We start from the raw sequence: 18,723 nt of genomic DNA on the forward strand, positions 1-18,723 counted from the left end.
TGCCACGGCCACGCGTGGTGGACGGCGTGGGCGACGCTCCGCGGGGCCGGCGACGCGTGCCGCGGCGGTCGGCACGTCTCCCCCGCGAGCGGGTCCCTCGGGGGATAGGGTCCTGTGAGCGCCCGGAGGTGCGCGCAGACTCGAGGAGGACGGGCACGGCGATGAGGTGGCTGCGAGCGCGGCTGTACGCGCTGCGGGAGATGGTCGACGAGATCGCCCGGCACAGTCCGGCCCGGCTCGCGATCGTGGTGTTCGCCGCTGTCATCGCGGTGTTCACCGCGCTGCTGCTCGCGCCGTGGGCGACGGCGTCCGGCACGTCCGCGAGGTTCGTGGACGCGCTGTTCACGGCGGTCTCGGCGGTGTGCATCACCGGACTCGTGGTACAGGACACCGCCACCTACTGGTCGCTGTACGGGCAGATCGTGATCCTCACGGGGATCAAGGTGGGCGGCCTGGGCATCATGACCATCGCCTCGATCATCGGGATGGTGATCTCCCGGAGGATCGGGCTGACCCAGCGCCTCCTGACGGCGTCGGAGACGAAGACCAGCAAGCTCGGCGAGGTGGGTTCCCTGGTCCGCACCGTCATCGTGACGGCCACGGCGCTCGAGCTGGCGATCGCGGTGCTGCTCTTCCCCCGGTTCGTCGTGATCGAGGGGAACGTCGGCAGCGCGGCGTGGCACGCGCTCTTCTACGGGATCTCGGCGTTCAACAACGCCGGTTTCATCCCGACCAGGGAGGGACTGCTGCCGCACGTCGGCGACTGGGGGCTGGTGCTTCCCGTGGCGCTCGGGGTGTTCATCGGCTCCCTGGGCTTCCCGGTGATCCTCAACGTGTACCGTGCGCTCCGCGAGGGGTGGGGCCGCGGCCTGCGCAGGCGCTGGGGCCTGCGCCTGACGCTGCACTCGAAGCTCACGCTCACGACCAGCCTGGCGCTGCTCTTGATCGGCTCCGTGGTGATCGGGGTACTGGAGTGGAACAACCCGGACACGTTCGGCCCGCTGGACTGGCCGAGCAAGCTCCTCGCGGCGCTGTTCGCCGGCGTGATGCCGCGGTCGGGGGGCTTCAACACGGTCGACATCGGGGCGATGGGAGAGTCGACCTGGCTCGTCACGGACGCCCTGATGTTCGTGGGCGGCGGAGCGGCGTCCACGGCCGGCGGCATCAAGGTGACGACGCTGGCGGTGATCCTGCTCGCGATCGTGGCCGAGGCGCGCGGCGACCGCGACATCGACGCCTACGGCCGCCGGATCCCGTCCGACATCCTGCGCCTGGCCCTCGGCGTGACGTTCTTCGGCGCCACGGCCGTGCTGCTGAGCTGCGTCATGCTGCTGCAGTTCACCGACCACACGTTGAGCCGCGTCCTGTTCGAGTCGTTGTCCGCGTACGCGACGGTAGGCCTGTCCACCGGGGTCACCGGGGATCTGCCGGACGTGGCGAAGTACATCCTGAGCACCCTGATGTTCGTCGGGCGCACCGGGGGAATCACGTTCGCGGCGGCGCTGGCGCTCCGCGACCGCCGTCGCATCGTAAGGTTCCCCGAGGAACGGCCGATCATCGGGTGACCGCTCGGTCGCACCGGCCGCCGGTCGCGCGATCGGCGCGCGAGAAAGAGGAGAGGAACACGTGGCGGAGAAGAAGGGACCGGCTCGCGAGGCCGGCGTGCTCGTCATCGGGCTGGGCCGGTTCGGTTCGTCGCTCGCGACGACGATGGACCGGCTGGGCGAGGACGTGCTCGCGGTGGAGAAGGACCAGTCGCTGGTGGCGCAGTGGTCCGGACGCATCCCGCTCGTGGAGGCCGACGCCTCGAACCCGGAGGCGCTCGAGCAGCTCGGCGCGAAGGACTTCGGGGCCGCGGTGGTCGGCGTCGGGTCGTCGCTCGAGGCGTCCGTGCTGATCACCGGGAACCTGGTGGACCTGGGCACCCCGCAGATCTGGGCCAAGGCGATCTCCGCGGAGCACGGCCGCATCCTCACGCGGATCGGCGCCCATCACGTCGTCTTCCCCGAGGCCGACGCCGGCGCGCGGGTCGCGCACCTGGTCAGCGGCAAGCTGCTCGACTACATCGAGATCGAGGACGGCTTCACGATCGTCAAGATCCGCCCGCCGAAGGAGATGCAGGGGTTCACGCTGGCCCAGTCGAACATCCGGCGGAAGTACGGGATCACCGTGATGGGCGTGAAGTCGCCGGGCCAGGACTTCGTCTACGCGACGCCGGAGACGCGCGTCTCCGCGAACGACCTCCTGGTCTGCTCCGGCCACGCGGAGCTCCTGGAACGCTTCGCGGCGCGGCCCTGAGCTGTGTTTTCCGGAGCCGTCGGACGCGGCGCCACTCTCAATCCGTGAAGGTGCGACCGCGGATGCGGCGGCGGAGAGCCCGGAGCACCAGCCCGAACACCCATGCCGCACCCGCCCACGACGCCGTGCGGACGCCCCGGCCGGCCAGGCGCTGCGGCCGGCCGCGGAACTCGCGGATGGGCCAGCCCACCTCCTGGGCGTGGCGGCGCAGACGGATGTCCGGATTGATCGGGCAGGGATGGCCGACGGCGTGCATCATCGGCAGGTCGTTGAGCGAGTCGCCGTACGCGTAGCTGGAGGTCAGGTCGATGCCCTCGGCGTCGGCGAGCTTGCGGACGGCGTCGGCCTTGGCCGCGCCGTGCATGAGATCGCCGACCAGGCGGCCGGTGTAGAACCCGTCCTCGTGCGCCGTCACGGTGCCCAGCGCCCCGGTCGCGCCGAGACGTCGCGCGATGAGCTCCGCGATCTCGACGGGCGTCGCCGTGATGAGCCAGACCTGGTGCCCGGCGGCGAGGTGCTCCTCCAGGAGACGGCGGGTGCCCGGGAAGATCCGCAGGGAGAGGACGGTGTCGTAGACCTCCTCGCCGAGCGTGGTGACCTCGGCGACGGTGCGGCCGGCGATCAGCTCGAGCGCCCGGTTGCGCACCTCGTCGATCTGCTCCCGGTTCTCGCCGAACAGCAGGTAGCGCGCCTGGATGAAGCCGAAGCGCAGCAGGTCACGGGTGCGGAAGAAGCCTCGCTGGTAGGCGGCACGGGCCAGGTGGAACGCGCTCGCACCGCGGATGATCGTGTTGTCGACGTCGAAGAAGGCCGCGGTGGCGGATGGGGGGTGCGTCGACGACATGCGCCTCACTCTATCGGCGCACGGGCATGCGGAGTCGCACGTGAGGGGCCTTCCGGGAACGCCTGGTGCGCGCCCGCCCGCGCGTCCGCGGGCCGGGGTTCCGCACCGCGGCCGGCGACCGTCGTCGTAGGCTCTGCTCGTGACCACCTCCGAACCGCGCGTCGTCCTGTACACCCGGCCGTCCTGCCACCTGTGCGACACGGCCCGCGACGTCGTCGAGGCCGTCACGGCGGACACGGGTACGGGGTGGCGCGAGGTGGACATCTCCCACGGCCCGGAGTCCGGGGCGCTCACCGCGAAGTACGGGGAGTACGTGCCGGTCGTGGAAGTGGACGGTGTGCAGCAGGGATTCTGGCGCATCGATCCGGCACGACTGGCCCGTCTCCTGGCATGATCTGACGAGCAAAGGAGCGAGCCCGGCGGACGTCGTCGTCCCGGGAAAGGAGCGAGCCGCGTGGCCGAACTCAGCGAGAACGCTGTCCCGGCGGCGACCGTGGGTCGTCTGCCCTACTACCTGCGCGCCCTGCGGGACCTGGCGGACGAGGGTGTTCCGCTGACGTCCTCGTCGGAGCTGGCCGAACGGGCCGGCGTGGGGTCGGCGCAACTGCGCAAGGACCTGTCGTTCCTGGGCTCGTTCGGCACGCGTGGCGTGGGGTACGACGTCACGTCGCTGGCCGACTACATCAAGGCCGCCCTGGGGCTCGAGTCGGAGCACCGCCTGGCGATCGTCGGGATCGGTAACCTCGGTCACGCCCTCGCGAACTACTCGGGCTACGCGCAACGCGGGTTCCAGGTCGCGGCGCTGCTGGACGCCTCCCCGGACGTGGTGGGCACGGAGGTCGCGGGGATCAGGGTGGACGACGTCGCCGACCTGCCCGCCGTGATCGCCGAGCGCCGGGTGTCCATGGTGGTCCTCGCGACCCCCGGCGGCGTGGCACAGGGCGTCGCGGAAAAGGTGGTCGCTGCGGGCGTGCGGGAGATCCTGAACTTCGCGCCGACCGCTCTGCAGGTCCCGGAGGACGTGGTGGTCCGCTCGGTCGACGTCGGCGGCGAGCTGCAGATCCTCGCGTTCCACGCGGCGGCACGAGCGGCGGGCGCGGAGGACTGACCACGAGAAACGGCGGCAGACGCCGCGCGACGTCGAAAGACGTCGTCGCAGGTCAGCCGCCGTTTCTGCGGAGCGTCAGGCCGTACGGGCCCCCGCGCGCTTCTTGTTCCAGATGTCGAAGCCGACGGCGAGCAGCAGCACCAGGCCCTTGACCACCTGCTGAACCGACTGGTCGACGCCCAGCAGGGACATGCCGTTCGACATGACCGCCATGATCAGGCCACCGATCATGGCGCCGGGGATCGTGCCGATACCGCCGGTCACCGCGGCGCCGCCGATGAAGCAGGCGGCGATCGCGTCGAGCTCGAACATCTCACCGGCGCCCGGCTGCGCCGCGTTGGACCGCGACGAGAAGACGATGCCGGCGATCGAGGCGAGGAAGCCCATGTTCAGGAAGATCAGGAAGTTGACCCGCTTCACCCGAACGCCGGACAGCTGCGCCGCGGCGAGGTTGCCGCCGATCGCGTACACGTGGCGCCCGAAGATGCTGTGCTTCGTGATCATCGTGTAGGCGATGATGAGCGCGGCAAGGACGATCAGCACGATCGGCAGGCCGCGGCTCGTGGCGAGCTGCCACGCGAACCACATCACGACGGCGGCGACCAGCACGATCTTGGCCGCGAACAGCCAGATCGCCTCGACGTCCTGGTTGTAGGACAGCTTCGCGCGCCGGTTGCGGTAGCTCGCCACCGCGTACCCGGCGACGGCGATCCCGAAGATCAGGAGCGTCAGCGTGTCGTAGCCGTAACCACCCAGCAGGCCGTTGAGGAAGCCGCGCCCGATCTGGCCGTACTCCCCGGGGAACGGCGACAGCGACATGTTGTCGAGCACGAGCAGTGTGAGACCCCGGAACAGCAGCATGCCGGCCAGGGTCACGATGAATGCGGGGATCCCGACGTACGCCACCCAGAAGCCCTGCCACACGCCGATGAGCAACCCCGTGGCGACGGCCGCCAGGACACCCACCCACCAGGGGAAGCCCTCCCGGACGACGACCACGGCCGCGATGGCACCCGTCAGCGCGACGACCGACCCCACGGAGAGGTCGATGTGTCCCCCGACGATCACGATCAGCATGCCGATCGCGAGGATCAGGATGTATGAGTACTGCAGCACGAGGTTGCTGAGGTTGCCCGGGCTGAGGAGCCGCCCGTCGGTCATGAACGCGAACATCCCGACGATCACGACGAACGCGAAGGCGATCCCGCTGGATCGCACGTTCTGGGTGATCAGATCCTTCAGATTCCCGATGGTGGTCATGCGTCGGCCTCCTGTGTCATGAGCGACATCAGTCCTTCCTGGGTGGCCGACGCGACGTCGACCTCGCCGGTGATGCGTCCGGCGGCGAGGGTGTAGATCCGGTCGCAGATCCCCAGGAGCTCGGGGAGCTCCGAGGAGATCACCAGGACGGCCTTGCCGTCCGCGACCATCTTGTTGATGAGGGTGTAGATCTCGTACTTCGCGCCGACGTCGATCCCGCGCGTCGGCTCGTCGAGGATGAGCACCTCGGGGTCGGTGTAGATCCACTTGGACAGGGCGACCTTCTGCTGGTTGCCCCCGGAGAGCTTGCCGACGGGTACCAGCACGTTCGGCGTGCGGGTGCCCATGGACTCGCGGTACTCCTCGGCGACGCGCAGTTCCTCGTGCTCGTTCACCCAGCCCGCGCGGGACAGCTTCGGCAGGCCGGCCGCCGAGGTGTTGCGCCGCACGTCCTCGATGAGGTTGAGGCCGAGCTGCTTGCGGTCCTCCGACACGTACGCGATGCCCGCGTCGATGGCGTTCGACACGTGCTTCACCGAGACCTCGCGACCGTGCACCAGCACGCGCCCGGAGATGTCCCGCCCGTACGAGTGGCCGAACACGGACATGGCGAGCTCGGTGCGGCCCGCGCCCATGAGGCCAGCGATGCCGACCACCTCGCCGGCCCGCACGTTCAGGTTTGCCTTGTCCACCATGACGCGCCCCGGCTGGGTCGGGTGGTGCACCGTCCAGTCCTCGATCCGGAGCACCTCCTCCCCGATCACCGGCGTGCGGTCGGGGAACCGGTTGTCGAGCGACCGACCGACCATCCCGCGGATGATCCGGTCCTGCGTGCTCTCCGGCTCGGCCATGTCGAGGGTCTCGATGGTGCGGCCGTCCCGGATGATCGTGGTGCGGTCGGCGATCGCGGCGATCTCCCCCAGCTTGTGGGAGATGATGATGCAGGTCACGCCCTCCTCGCGGAGACGACGCAGGATGTCGAGCAGGTGCTCGGAGTCCTGGTCGTTGAGCGCCGCGGTCGGCTCGTCGAGGATGAGCAGGCGCACCTCCTTGGACAGCGCCTTGGCGATCTCGACGAGCTGCTGCTTGCCCACGCCGAGGGTCGAGACGGGCGTCGTCGGGGACTCCGTGAGTCCGACCCGGGCCAGCAGTTCGGCGGCCGCCGTGTTCGTCCTGTTCCAGTCGATGAACTCCCCTGCCCGGCGCCTCTCGTTGCCGAGGAAGATGTTCTCCGCGATCGACAGGTACGGGACGAGGGCGAGCTCCTGGTGGATGATCACCACGCCGCGCGCCTCGGAGTCGTTGATCGTCCGGAACGACGCCGGGGCGCCGTCGAGCACGATCTCCCCCTCGTACGTGCCGTGCGGGTAGACGCCCGACAGCACCTTCATGAGGGTGGACTTGCCGGCGCCGTTCTCGCCGCAGATCGCGTGGATCTCGCCGCGGTCGACCGACAGGTTGACGTCCGAGAGCGCCTTGACGCCCGGGAACGTCTTCGTGATGCCCCGCATCTCGAGGATGGGGCCGTCACCTTCAGCGGGTGACGCAGTGGATTCAGACATGCGCTGTCCTTGTTCTCTTGCGGCCTCGACGACCGGAGATGCCGGGGCGGGAGTTCCCTACGGAACGCCGCGCCCCGGCATGCCTCCGCCGCCGGGGCGGGAAATCGCGGCTGCGATTCACCGCCCCGGCTCGGGGTGCGGGATTCCGGCGGTCAGGAGTGAGACGTCACTCGGTGTCGGCGACGCCCGACTCGACCTCTTCGGCCGTCCAGTACCCGGAGTCGACCAGCTCGGACTCGATGTTGTCCGCGTAGACCGTCACCACCGGCAGGAGGTACGACGGGACGACCTTCAGGCCGTTGTCGTAGTCGGTGGTGTTGTTGGCCTCGGGCTCCTCGCCGGCGAGCAGGGCCTCGGCGGCGGTCACGGCCTGGTCGGCGAGCAGGCGGGTGTCCTTGAAGATCGTCGAGTCCTGCACGCCGTCGGCGATCAGCTTGACCGACGCGATCTCGGCGTCCTGCCCGGTGATGACGGGCATGGCGTCGTCCTCGTAGCCGGCGCTGCGCAGCGCCTCGATGATGCCGCGCGACAGGCCGTCGTACGGCGAGAGCACGCCGTCGACCTGCTCGTTGCCGTCGTAGTGCGCGGTGAGGAGGTCCTCCATGCGGCTCTGCGCGTTCTCCTGCAGCCAGCGCTGGGTCGCGGCCTGGTCGATGTCGGTCTGCTCCGACGGCACCACGAGCGTGCCGTCATCGATGAGCGGCTCGAGCACGGACATCGCGCCGTCCCAGAAGAAGTGCGCGTTGTTGTCGTCCAGCGAGCCGGCGAACAGCTCGACGTTGAACGGGCCCTCGGGCGCGTCCTCGACCGGCTCGCCCTCCTCGTCCACCAGGCCGAGGCCGTTGAGCAGAGCGTTCGCCTGCGCGACACCCACCTGGAAGTTGTCGAAGGACACGTAGAAGTCGACGTCCTCCGAGTCACGGATCAGGCGGTCGTACGAGATGACCGGGATGTCCTGCGCGGCGGCAGCCTCGAGCTGGCCGGTCAGGGTGGTCCCGTCGATTGCGGCGATGATCAGGGCCTCCGCACCCGCGTTGATCATCGCGTCGATCTGCTGCTGCTGCGTCGGGATGTCGTCGCCCGCGAACTGCAGGTCGACCTCATACCCGGCAGCCTCCAGCCCTTCCTCCACAGCCGCGCCGTCCGCGATCCATCGCTCGGACGTCTCGGTCGGCATCGCCACGCCGACGAGGCCGCCCTCCTCCGCGCCCGCGTCGTCGCCTGCGCCACTGCCGCCACCGGCACCTTCACCGCCGCACGCGGCGAGCGTGACGGCCAGTGCACCGGTCGCGACCGCAGCGATCGCCCGGCTGTACCAGAGCTTGTTTGCCATGAGGTCTCCTCTTCGAGAGTTACCGGATCCCTTGCCCGGCACTACCCGCAGATGTTAACGCTCACACCAACCTGCCCCAAAGCCGCCGGTGTCACGATCCCGTCACGACTGCGCGGCGCAAAACTACCAATCCCTCCCGCCCCGGAACAAGCCGCCCTGCCCCCGCCCCACCGGCCCTCGCTGGGCGCCTCCGCCAGGCACCCCACCGCGGGCGATCGGTCCATCCGTGAGTGATCGGCAGATCGAACGACCGATCTTTCACAGAGGGGCCGACCGCGCGGTCGGTCACGCGATGACCGACCGCCGTCCTCCAGCCACCCGCCCGCGTACCCCGGCTCACCCTGGGGCCACGCTCGGCCAGCCCTCCCCGTCCCACTCCAGTTCCCGGACGGCCAGCGTCGGCGCGCCGCCGGCGTCGCCGTCGTAGAAGTGGAACGCCAGGTAGTACGCCGACGACGGCGAGCCCGGCTCGCCCACCACCGACACCGTCTGCCCACCGGGCCCGATCATCCGGCCCGAGGTGCTCGCCACCTCCGTGCCGCCGCCGAGCATCATGTCCTTGCCGTCGGCGTCGAGGTAGGGCCCCGTGACCTCCCGCGAGCGCCCCACCATGATCCGGTAGGTCGAGTCGACGCCGCTGCAGCACTTGTCCCAGGAGACGAACAGGTAGTACCAGCCGTCGCGCCGCACGACGAACGGTGCCTCGATCGCGTTGTCGGGCACGCCGACCCGCGACGCGACGGCGACCGGCTCGGCGCCGTCGACGGGCTTCCCCGAGGGCCACTCCAGCGGCACGAGCTGGATGCCGCCCCAGAACGACCCGAAGAACAGCCACGGCGTGCCGTCGGCGTCCTCGACGACACCCGGGTCGATGGCGTTGTAGTGCGTCTCGCCAGGTGTGGACCGCACCACGACGCCGTGGTCCTCCCACCCGTAGTCCGGGTCCGCGGGGTCCAAGGTCGTGCCGGTGGCCAGTCCGATCGCGGAGTCGTTCGAGCCGAACGTGGACGCCGAGTAGTAGAGGTACCAGGTCCCGTCGTGCCGGTAGAGCTCGGGCGCCCAGTAGTTCTCGACGCCGGCGACGCCGGTCGCCTCGTCCCGCACCCATTCCGGGTCGCCGGCCTGGTCCCAGGCGGTGCCCGCCTCGGCCCAGGTGACACCGCCGTCGTCGGACCTGAGGATGCGCGGGGCGCCGAACCCCTGGCGGACGTCGCCGGTCCCGTAGACGAACCACGGTTCGCCGTCGCCCCCGGCCACGAGGGCCGGGTCGTGGATGCCGAGGTCGCCGGCGGAGGCAAGGTCCGTGGTGCCCGACGACGGCGCCCCGCCGCGCGTCATCACGTAGGCGCCGCCGGCTCCGCCGACCGCGAGCAGTCCTGCGATCAGCCCGATCACCACGCCGCGCCTCACGCCCGCACCAGGCGGACCATCGACCACGACACGGGCGGCAGCTCGGCCCGGGCGCGGTCGTCGGCGACCTTGGCGGAGGTGTTGGGCTGCGGCGCCACGGAGGTGGAGTCCTCGGCGGTGGCGTGCCACGTGTGGTCGGGGTTCGCCAGGGTGACGGCCTCGGCGACGCGGAGCCCGGGGAAGCCGCGCAGGTCGACGTCGAGGGCGATCGCCTCGGTGACGGAGCGGTTCACGGCGAAGATGACGACGTCGCCGGTCTCGGGGTCGTGGGTGGCGACGGAGTCGAGCACCGGCACCTCGCCGAACTTCTTCGTCTCCTGCACGGGCGACTCGACGGCGAGGCGCAGGACCTCGCCCTTGGCCAGGGCAGAGGTCAGGGCGAACGGGTGGAAGATCGTCTGCTTCCAGGACCGGCCGCCGGGCTCGGTCATGATCGGCGCGATGACGTTGACGAGCTGGGCGAGCGACGCGGCGTGCACGCGGTCGGTGTTGCGCAGCAGCGAGATGAGCAGGCTGCCGACGACGACGGCGTCGGCCACGTTGTACTTGTCCTCGAGCAGCACCGGGGCGACGGGCCAGTCGTCGCCCTGCGGGGGCCGCGACTCGGCGCGCTGCTGGTACCAGACGTTCCACTCGTCGAACGAGATGTGGATCCGCTTGTCGAGCTTGCGGGCCGCCCGGACCTGGTCGGCGGTGGCGGAGACCGCGGCGACGAAGTTGTCCATGTCCACGCTGCTGGCGAGGAAGGAGGCGAGGTCGCCGTCCTCCTCGTAGTAGTAGACGTGCGCGGAGACGTAGTCGACGTGCTCGTACGTCTCGGTGAGCACGGCGCGCTCCCACTCGCCGAACGTGGGCATCTGCGAGCTGGAGGAACCGCAGGCCACGAGCTCGATGTCCGGGTCGATCATCCGCATGGCGCGGGCGGTCTCGGCGGCGAGGCGCGCGTACTCGTCCGCCGTCTTGTGCCCGATCTGCCACGGGCCGTCCATCTCGTTGCCGAGGCACCACATCTTGATCCGGTACGGGTCCTCGGCGCCGTTGGCGCGGCGCTGGTCGGCCCAGTACGAGCCGCCCGGCACGTTGCAGTACTCCAGCAGGTCGAGAGCCTCCTGGATGCCCCGCGTGCCGAGGTTGACGGCCATCATCGGCTCGACGCCGGACCGCTTGGCCCACTTCATGAACTCGTCCACGCCGAACGTGTTCGGCTCGGTCGAGTGCCACGCCAGGTCGAGGCGCCGGGGGCGGTTCTCGACCGGGCCGACGGCGTCCTCCCAGCGGTAGCCGGAGACGAAGTTGCCGCCCGGGTAGCGCACGGTGGAGACGCCGAGCTCGCGGGTGAGTTCCAGGACGTCGCCGCGGAAGCCGTCGGCGTCGGCGGTCGCGTGCTCCGGCTCGTAGATGCCGGTGTACACGCACCGGCCCAGGTGCTCGACGAAGGTGCCGAACGTGCGGCGGCGTACGGGACCGACGACGAAGGCCGGGTCGACGGTGACGGTGGCGGCGTGCATTGATGCTCCTCACGGACGTGGCTCGCGCGCCCAACAGCAGCCGCGCGGCTTGTACATCGTTGTAGACATGGAAATGGTGCACACTCGACCGGCGATCGGTCAAGCGGCGACGACACGGCACACCCCGACCGGACGTCCCGGGCGGCCGACGCGCCCCGGCCGGAGGCCCCGGCCGCCCGCCCGCGCCACACCATCGTTGCGAGGCCGTGATCACCCGCACTTGACCATCCGCCGTCCTTCGTGCCACCGTTTCACCGTCGATATCTTTTCATCGATGTAAAGCGCGTCGAGGCGGACGCCGGGACAAGGTCCCCACCCACGCCTCGGCGGCGCACCAGGCAGAACCGAGAGGAAACCGTGATGAGGAAGTCACGACTGGCCAGCGGCATGGTCGCCGCGCTGGTCCTGGCCGGCACCGCCGCGTGCAGCGCCGGCTCCAGCACCGACGACGACGGCAAGCTCACCTTCATGTTCCGCGGCGGCGAGGACGAGAAGGCCGCCTACCAGGAGGCGATCGACCGGTTCAGCGCGGACACCGGCGTCGAGGTCGAGGTCATCGTCACCGACGCCGACCAGTACGCCACCAAGCTCCAGGCCGCCATCTCCGGCAACAACGTGCCCGACGTCTTCTACATCGAGCAGGCGAGCCTCCAGTCGTACGTCACGTCCGGGGTGCTCCTCGACATCACGGACCTGGTCGCCGAGTCCGGTGTCGACCTGGACAACATCTGGGAGTACGGCGTCGACTCCTACCGGTACGACGGCAAGCTCCAGGGCACGCCCGACGGCGCGCTCTACGGCCTGCCGAAGGACGTCGGCCCGTTCGCCATGGGCTACAACAAGACCATGCTCGAGGAGGAGGGCATCGACCTCCCCGACGAGGACGAGCCGCTGACCTGGGACGAGTGGCTCGACATCATGAAGCAGGTCACCAAGGACACCGACGGCGACGGCGAGGTCGACCAGTGGGGCACCGGACTCAACGTCCAGTGGAACCTGCAGGCACTGGCCTGGTCCAACGGCGCCGACTGGACCAACGCGGACAAGACCGAGGTCACCGTGGACACCCCGGAGATGGCCGAGGCCCTCCAGTACATCGCCGACATGACCACCGTCGAGGAGGTCACCCCCTCCTCCGAGCAGCAGGCCACGCTCGACACGTACCAGCGCTGGATGGAGGGCGAGCTCGCCTTCTTCCCGGTCGGCCCGTGGGACGTCAGCGTCTACAACGAGCTCGACTTCGAGTACGACCTGATCCCGTACCCCGCCGGCGCCACCGGTGAGCCCGCCACCTGGATCGGCTCGCTCGGCATCGGCGTCTCGGCCACCACCGCGATGCCGGAGGAGGCCGTCGAGCTGGTCACCTACCTCTCGGCCGACGAGACCGCCCAGCAGACGCTGGTCGACGCCGGCATCCAGGTCCCGAACCTCAAGGACATGGCCGCCGAGTGGGCGGCCGAGGAGGGCACATCGCCCGCCAACCGCCAGGAGTTCCTGGACATCGTCGAGGACTACGGCCGCCCCATGCCGGCCGCGGTGACCTACGGCGCCGCGTGGTACGACGAGATGTGGACCAACATCCAGCCCGTCCTCGACGGCAAGCAGACCGCGGCGGAGTACCTCGCGGAGGTGCAGCCGCGGATGCAGCAGCTCCTCGACGAGTCCAACATGCAGGCCGAGCAGGCCGCGGCGGCGAACGCGAGCGAGTGATGGCGCGTTCGTCGCGGCTGCACCAGGCCGAGCACCGGTGGGCGCTGGCGTTCGTCGCCGCGCCGGTGCTCGGCTACGTGCTCTTCACCGCCTATCCCGTCGGCTTCGCCCTCTACACGTCGATGACGCAGTGGAACGGGCTGGGCGCGATGCGCTTCATCGGCCTGGACAACTACGTCCGCCTGTTCGGGGACCAGTACTTCTGGCAGTCGATGGGCAACACCGTCTTCTACATGATCGGCATCCCGATCGGTCTGGCGCTCTCCCTCGCGCTGGCGATCGGCATGAACCGCGCCATACCGCTGCGCTCCATGCTCCGCACGGTCTACTACGTGCCGGTGATCTCGTCGCTCGCCGCGATCGCGATCCTCTGGCAGTGGGCCTACAACGGTGACTTCGGCCTCGTGAACCAGTTCCTGGCCTGGTTCGGCATCGAGGGACCCAACTGGCTCGCGAGCACGGCCTGGGCCAAGCCTGCGATCGTCATCATGCTGATCTGGAAGGGCCTCGGGTACTCGATGATCCTGTACCTGGCCGCGATCCAGTCCGTGCCGCGCTCCCTCTACGAGGCGGCCGAGCTCGACGGCGCGAACGGCTGGCAGAAGTTCCGGACCATCACCCTCCCGATGGTCCGCCCGGTGACGTTCTTCCTCGTGGTCACGCAGGTGATCGCCGGGTCGCAGATCTTCACCGAGATCAACATCATGACGCCCACGGGCGGCCCGGAGTACAGCACGGCGTCGTCCGTGTTCCACATCTGGCGCCAGGCGTTCCGCTACCAGGACATGGGATACGGCACCGCCATGGCGATCATGCTGGGCATCCTCATCCTGATCATCACGCTCGTGCAGTTCCGCCTGAACCAGCGGAACAGCTTCGTGCTCGACTGAGAACCTGGAGAACCCATGACTGAGAAATCGGCCAGCTCCACGGCGTCGTCGGACACGACCGGCGCGACACCGGGCACCGGCACGACGACGGACACGACCGGGACCACACCGAACACCGAGGCGACACCGAGCGCCGGGACGGCACCGGTCCGAACCGGCCACGGCGCCGCGGACACGACGCCGGACACCTCACCGACGGAGACGTCCCCGCTGAACGGCGGACCGACGCACCCCGTCGGGCTGCCCGTGGCACGGCGACTGGGCCGCAGGGCACAGGGCCGCATCGCGGACTGGATCACCTTCGCCGTCCTGGCGGTCGGCGGGGTCGCGATGGTCGCGCCCCTGCTGTGGATGTTCTCGACCTCGCTGAAGACGAAGACCGAGGTCTTCGCGCTGCCGCCGGTCTGGATCCCCGAGATCCCGCAGTGGGAGACCTACGTGCGGATGTGGGAGAACTCCTACGTCCTCACGGGCTTCCAGAACAGTTTCATCGTCGCCACGTCCGTCACGGTGCTCGGCACGATCACGTGCTCGCTGGCGGCGTTCGCGCTGGCGAAGCTGCGCCTGCCGGGCCGGAACGCGATCTTCGTCGGTCTGCTGACGGGCATCATGATCCCGTTTCCGACGCTGATGATCCCGCAATTCGTGATGTTCTCGCGGATCGGCTGGGTGGACACGCTGCTGCCACTGATCGTGCCGGCGATCTTCGGCAACGTCATCGTGATCTTCTTCCTGAAGCAGTACCTCGAGAACGTGCCCAACTCGATCATCGAGGCCGCGAAGATCGACGGCGCCAGCTACTGGCAGATCTTCTGGCGGCTGATCTTCCCGATCATCCGCCCGGCCGTGTCCGCCCAGTTCATCCTCTGGTTCATGATGGTCTGGAACGACTACCTCGCCCCGATCCTGTACCTGAACACCCCCGAGCGGCAGACCCTGCAGGTGGTGATCGCGAACATGAACGTCCAGTACGCGACGCAGCGCGACTACCCGCTGATCATGGCGGCGTCGTTCGTGGCGCTGCTGCCGATCCTGGCCGTGTTCCTGGTCTTCCAGCGACAGATCATCGAGTCGGTCGCCCTGACGGGCACGAAGGGCTGACATGTCCGCGCACGACGGCGGGCGCGGCCGGGTCCCCGAGGACCCGGCCGTTCGGGGCGGCGGCACGGACGGCCCGGACTGGCGGGGCGACGACGCCCCCGGCTGGGCCGGGGGCGTCATGGCCGTGCTGCGGTTCCTCACCCGGCTCGTCGAGGTGAACCTGTTCGTGGCGGCCGGGACGCTGGCGGGCGGGGTCCTGCTCGGCCTCGGGCCGGCGCTCAGGGCGGGGTCCGCCGTGCTGCACGACCCCGAGCTCGCGCTGGAACCCTGGCGCGGGTTCTGGCGGGAGTGGCGCACGGGCTGGCGCCGCTCGAACCTCCTGTTCGCACCGCTCTGGCCGGTGGGCGTGCTGCTCTGGGCCGACGCGGCCGCCGTCGGACAGGCTTCCGGACCCGCCCACGCGGCCATGCTGGCCGGCCTCACGCTCGCATCCGCCTGGACCGCCGTCGTCCTCGCGTGGTGGCCGCGCATCGTGCTCAGGTACGACGACGCGGCGCCCGCCGTCTGGCGCTACCTGCTCCTGACGCCGCTGACGGCGCCGGGCGCGGCCCTGGCGATCCTGGTCACGCTCGCCGCGACGGCGGCCGTGATCCTGGGCGTGCCCCTGGCCGCTCTCGCCGCGGGCGCCTCGTTCCCCCTCTGGGCCACGGGCAAGGTGGTGGACGGCACGGTGCGCCGGAACGAGCCCGCCGACTCCGCCGACTCCGCGCACCGGCCCTCGGCGTCCTGAGTTCAGGTCGCCACGGGTTCGCTCGCCATGGGTTCGGTCAGCGGCTGGGCCGGTTCGATGCCGCCCTCCTGGACCGCCACCGGCCTGCCCTCGCCGCCCTCGGGAACGTCGCCCGTGGACTCGCGGCCGATGATGCGGGAGTCGGGGATCACGCGGCGGAACGGTCCGGTCTCCGTCCCGGTGATCCGCGCGACGAGGAGATCCACGGCCGTCTGCGCGATCTGCTCGCGCCCCGGGTCCACGGAGGAGAGCGTGGGGACGGAGTAGCGCGCGTCGTCGATGTCGTCGAAGCCGATCACGGCGACGTCGCCGGGAACGTCCAGCCCCCGGGTGTGCAGCGCGTGGAGCGCACCGAGCGCGAGGGCGTCGTTGAGGGCGAAGACACCGTCCACCTCGACGCCGTCGTCGAGCAACGTGCCCATGGCCTCGGCCCCCGTGGAGCGGTGCCAGAGCCCTGCCTCGGCGACCAGCGCGGGGTCGTAGGGGAGGCCCGCCTCCTCCAGGCCCTGCCGGTAGCCGGTGGTACGCAGCGCGGCGGAACCCACCTGTTCACCCTCGTGCCCGCCGACGACGGCGATCCGTTTCCGCCCGAGCGACGCCAGATGCAGCGTGGCCGCCTTGGCGGCGGCCACGTTGTTCATCGTGACGTGGTCCGCGGGCGCCCCGAAGACGCGCTCGCCGAGCACGACGAGCGGGAAGTCGACGTCGAACAGCGCCAGGTCCTCGGGGCCGAGCTCGAGCGGCGAGAAGATCAGGCCGTCGGTCATGTTCCGGCGCTTGCCGGTGAGCACGTCGACCTCACGTGCCCGGCCGTGGCTGGTCTGCTCGATCAGTACGGTGAGACCCCGGGCGTCGGCCGCCTGGATCACGGAGTCGGCGAGCTCGGCGAAGTACGGCAGCGACAGCTCCGGGACCGCGAGGGTGATCATGTCGGTGCGGCGGGTGCGCAGGCTGCGCGCGGTCTCGTTGATCCGGTAGCCGAGGTGGTCGATGGCCTCCTCGACGCGCTCACGCGTCGCGGGGCGGATGTGCGGGTAGCCGTTGACGACGTTCGACACGGTCTTGATCGAGACGCCGGCTCGCGCCGCAACGTCCTGCATGGTCACAGCCACGAAGCACTCCTCCCCGCGCCGACCTCCCCGCCGGCGTGGCCAACAGCGTATGCCACGGCGTCCAGCCCTCGGGAGAGCCTCACGTCCGGGCCGCGCGTCGACTAGCGTACAACGTTGGAAAACACCGCGCGAAGGAGCCCGCATGTCTGACCTCGCACTCGACGCCGTCGTCGACCTCGACGTTCCCGGCCCGACGATCAACCGCCACCTCTACGGACAATTCGCCGAGCATCTCGGCCGCTGCATCTACGAAGGCTTCTGGGTGGGCGAGGACTCGCCCATCCCGCACGAGGGCGGGATCCGCCGCGACGTCGTCGAGGCGCTGCGGGAGCTGCGGATCCCGAACCTGCGCTGGCCGGGAGGCTGCTTCGCGGACTCGTACCACTGGCGCGACGGCGTCGGCCCGCGCGAGGACCGCCCGCGGATCGCGAACGTGCACTGGGGCGACGTCGTGGAGGACAACGCGTTCGGCACGCACGAGTTCCTCGCCCTGTGCGACCTGCTCGGCACCGAGCCGTACGTCTCGGCGAACGTCGGCTCGGGCACGGTGCAGGAGACCGCCGACTGGGTCGAGTACCTCACCCGCGGCGACGACGCGCCGATGGCCCGCCTGCGCCGGGAGCACGGGCGCGACCAGCCCTGGCCCGTCACGTTCTTCGGCCTCGGCAACGAGCCCTGGGGCTGCGGCGGCAACCTGCGCGCCGAGCAGTACGCCTCGCTCGCGCGGCTGCACGCGACGTACGCGCGCGACACGTCCGGGAACAAGCTCCAGCGCGTGGCCGCCGGGGCCAACGAGGACGACTACGCCTGGACCGAGACGCTGATGAAGCAGGTCAGCAAGGGCCTCGGCGACCAGGACCCCGCGCCGCTGTTCCAGGCCGTGTCCTTCCACTACTACACGATCCCCGGTTCGTGGGGCGGCAAGGGCTCCGCGACGGACTTCACCGAGGGCGACTACTGGACCACGATGCGCAAGGCCCACCGCGTACGTGAGCTGATCCGCGGCCACTCCGCCGTCATGGACGCCTACGACCCGCACGCCAAGGTCGGGCTCGCCCTCGACGAGTGGGGCACGTGGTACGACGTCGAGCCCGGCACGGAGCCCGGCTTCCTGTACCAGCAGAACACGATGCGCGACGCACTGGTCGCGGCCGTGCACTTCGACGCCTTCCACGACAACGCCCGGCGCCTGCGCCTCGCGAACGTCGCGCAGGTCGTCAACGTGCTGCAGGCGATGGTGCTGACCGACGGCTCGAAGATGCTGCGCACGCCCACGTTCCACGCGTTCGCGATGTCGGCGGGCCACCAGGACGCGTCGGTGCTGGCGGTGCACGACGTCGCGACGCGGAGCACGCGCGGCGTCGACGGCTCGGAGCTGCCCACCGTGTCGACGTCGGCCTCCGTCAAGGACGGTTCCGTGCTGGTCTCGCTGACCAACCTGGACCCGGCGGCGCCCGCTCGCGTGCGCGTCGCGCTCCGCGGTGGCTCCGTCACGCTCGACGGCGCGACGGTGCTGGCCGCCCCGGAGGGTTCGGGGTCCGACGACGCCGTCCGGGTGCACAACACGTTCGACGCCCCGGACGCGGTGGCGCCACGGGATCTGTCCTCGGTGTCGGTCACCGCCGGACCGGGCGGCGACCTGCTGGAGTCCGAGCTTCCCCCGGCGTCGTTCACCACGGTGAGACTGACCCGGGCCTGACGCGCCGGCCCGGCCGGCCCGCACGCCGCGGCCGTCACGCGTGGTCGACACATCGGTGAGTGATCGGCAGTTCGAACTGCCGATCACTCACGAACGGACCGATCATCCGCAGGTCGGTCGCCGCGCGACCGACCGCAGCTCCTGGCCTGGCCCGGCGA

General features: G+C 70.1%; 16 protein-coding genes. 9 read left to right on the plus strand and 7 right to left on the minus strand.

Annotated elements, in window-relative coordinates; all coding sequences use genetic code 11:
* Nucleotides 1-161 precede the first annotated feature (161 nt).
* Both IIE03_RS23355 and IIE03_RS23360 read left to right on the plus strand, forming a co-directional pair.
* Nucleotides 162-1,565, plus strand: a complete 1,404-nt coding sequence (locus tag IIE03_RS23355) for a TrkH family potassium uptake protein (RefSeq protein WP_192865191.1) — start codon at nt 162-164, stop codon at nt 1,563-1,565.
* A 61-nt stretch (nt 1,566-1,626) separates the two neighbouring features.
* On the plus strand, nt 1,627-2,298 hold the full coding sequence (locus IIE03_RS23360) for a potassium channel family protein (protein WP_192865192.1): 672 nt from the start codon (nt 1,627-1,629) through the stop codon (nt 2,296-2,298).
* 37 nt (nt 2,299-2,335) lie between these two features.
* Here IIE03_RS23360 and IIE03_RS23365 read toward each other — a convergent pair whose 3' ends face one another.
* Nucleotides 2,336-3,142: an HAD family hydrolase gene (locus IIE03_RS23365; protein WP_192865193.1), complete on the minus strand. Its 807-nt coding sequence runs from the start codon at nt 3,140-3,142 to the stop codon at nt 2,336-2,338.
* Nucleotides 3,143-3,281: 139 nt separating this feature from the next.
* Between IIE03_RS23365 and IIE03_RS23370 the strand changes: the two genes are divergently transcribed.
* Complete coding sequence (locus tag IIE03_RS23370; protein WP_318843144.1) at nt 3,282-3,536, plus strand: glutaredoxin family protein; 255 nt, start codon at nt 3,282-3,284, stop codon at nt 3,534-3,536.
* 60 nt (nt 3,537-3,596) lie between these two features.
* Nucleotides 3,597-4,250, plus strand: a complete 654-nt coding sequence (locus tag IIE03_RS23375) for a redox-sensing transcriptional repressor Rex (RefSeq protein WP_192865194.1) — start codon at nt 3,597-3,599, stop codon at nt 4,248-4,250.
* A gap of 75 nt (nt 4,251-4,325) precedes the next feature.
* Here the strand turns inward: IIE03_RS23375 and mmsB are convergent, their stop codons facing one another.
* The 5 genes from mmsB to arfA all read right to left on the minus strand — a co-directional run bounded on the left by mmsB (nt 4,326) and on the right by arfA (nt 11,323).
* Nucleotides 4,326-5,510 carry a multiple monosaccharide ABC transporter permease gene (gene mmsB, locus IIE03_RS23380; protein WP_192865195.1) on the minus strand — a complete coding sequence of 395 codons (1,185 nt, stop codon included), beginning with the start codon at nt 5,508-5,510 and terminating at the stop codon, nt 4,326-4,328.
* Nucleotides 5,507-7,072 (minus strand): multiple monosaccharide ABC transporter ATP-binding protein, encoded by a 1,566-nt coding sequence (gene mmsA / locus IIE03_RS23385; RefSeq protein ID WP_192865196.1) that lies wholly within the window; start codon nt 7,070-7,072, stop codon nt 5,507-5,509. The genes mmsB and mmsA overlap by 4 nt, the downstream gene beginning before the upstream one ends.
* Nucleotides 7,073-7,238: 166 nt before the next feature.
* Nucleotides 7,239-8,405 (minus strand): multiple monosaccharide ABC transporter substrate-binding protein, encoded by a 1,167-nt coding sequence (gene chvE, locus IIE03_RS23390; protein WP_192865197.1) that lies wholly within the window; start codon nt 8,403-8,405, stop codon nt 7,239-7,241.
* Nucleotides 8,406-8,741: 336 nt separating this feature from the next.
* On the minus strand, nt 8,742-9,800 hold the full coding sequence (locus tag IIE03_RS23395; RefSeq protein WP_318843145.1) for an arabinan endo-1,5-alpha-L-arabinosidase: 1,059 nt from the start codon (nt 9,798-9,800) through the stop codon (nt 8,742-8,744).
* Nucleotides 9,801-9,811: 11 nt separating this feature from the next.
* Nucleotides 9,812-11,323, minus strand: a complete 1,512-nt coding sequence (arfA, locus tag IIE03_RS23400; protein ID WP_192865198.1) for an arabinosylfuranosidase ArfA — start codon at nt 11,321-11,323, stop codon at nt 9,812-9,814.
* A 360-nt stretch (nt 11,324-11,683) separates the two neighbouring features.
* Here arfA and IIE03_RS23405 point away from each other — a divergent pair, with 360 nt between their 5' ends.
* From IIE03_RS23405 to IIE03_RS23420, 4 genes are read left to right on the plus strand one after another with little or no spacing between them, the layout of a single operon-like run.
* Nucleotides 11,684-13,033 (plus strand): ABC transporter substrate-binding protein, encoded by a 1,350-nt coding sequence (locus IIE03_RS23405; RefSeq protein ID WP_192865199.1) that lies wholly within the window; start codon nt 11,684-11,686, stop codon nt 13,031-13,033.
* Complete coding sequence (locus IIE03_RS23410) at nt 13,033-13,923, plus strand: carbohydrate ABC transporter permease (protein WP_192865200.1); 891 nt, start codon at nt 13,033-13,035, stop codon at nt 13,921-13,923. Before IIE03_RS23405 ends, IIE03_RS23410 begins: the two co-directional genes overlap by 1 nt.
* Nucleotides 13,924-13,938: 15 nt before the next feature.
* Nucleotides 13,939-15,024 carry a carbohydrate ABC transporter permease gene (locus IIE03_RS23415; RefSeq protein ID WP_225998237.1) on the plus strand — a complete coding sequence of 362 codons (1,086 nt, stop codon included), beginning with the start codon at nt 13,939-13,941 and terminating at the stop codon, nt 15,022-15,024.
* Between the two features lies 1 nt (nt 15,025).
* On the plus strand, nt 15,026-15,754 hold the full coding sequence (locus tag IIE03_RS23420) for a YesL family protein (protein ID WP_192865201.1): 729 nt from the start codon (nt 15,026-15,028) through the stop codon (nt 15,752-15,754).
* A gap of 2 nt (nt 15,755-15,756) precedes the next feature.
* Here the strand turns inward: IIE03_RS23420 and IIE03_RS23425 are convergent, their stop codons facing one another.
* Nucleotides 15,757-16,866: a LacI family DNA-binding transcriptional regulator gene (locus IIE03_RS23425; RefSeq protein WP_318843146.1), complete on the minus strand. Its 1,110-nt coding sequence runs from the start codon at nt 16,864-16,866 to the stop codon at nt 15,757-15,759.
* Nucleotides 16,867-17,008: 142 nt separating this feature from the next.
* Between IIE03_RS23425 and IIE03_RS23430 the strand changes: the two genes are divergently transcribed.
* Nucleotides 17,009-18,565: an alpha-N-arabinofuranosidase gene (locus IIE03_RS23430; RefSeq protein WP_192865202.1), complete on the plus strand. Its 1,557-nt coding sequence runs from the start codon at nt 17,009-17,011 to the stop codon at nt 18,563-18,565.
* Nucleotides 18,566-18,723 lie beyond the last annotated feature (158 nt).

Source organism: Myceligenerans pegani (assembly GCF_014892515.1).
GTDB lineage: Bacteria > Actinomycetota > Actinomycetes > Actinomycetales > Cellulomonadaceae > Myceligenerans > Myceligenerans pegani.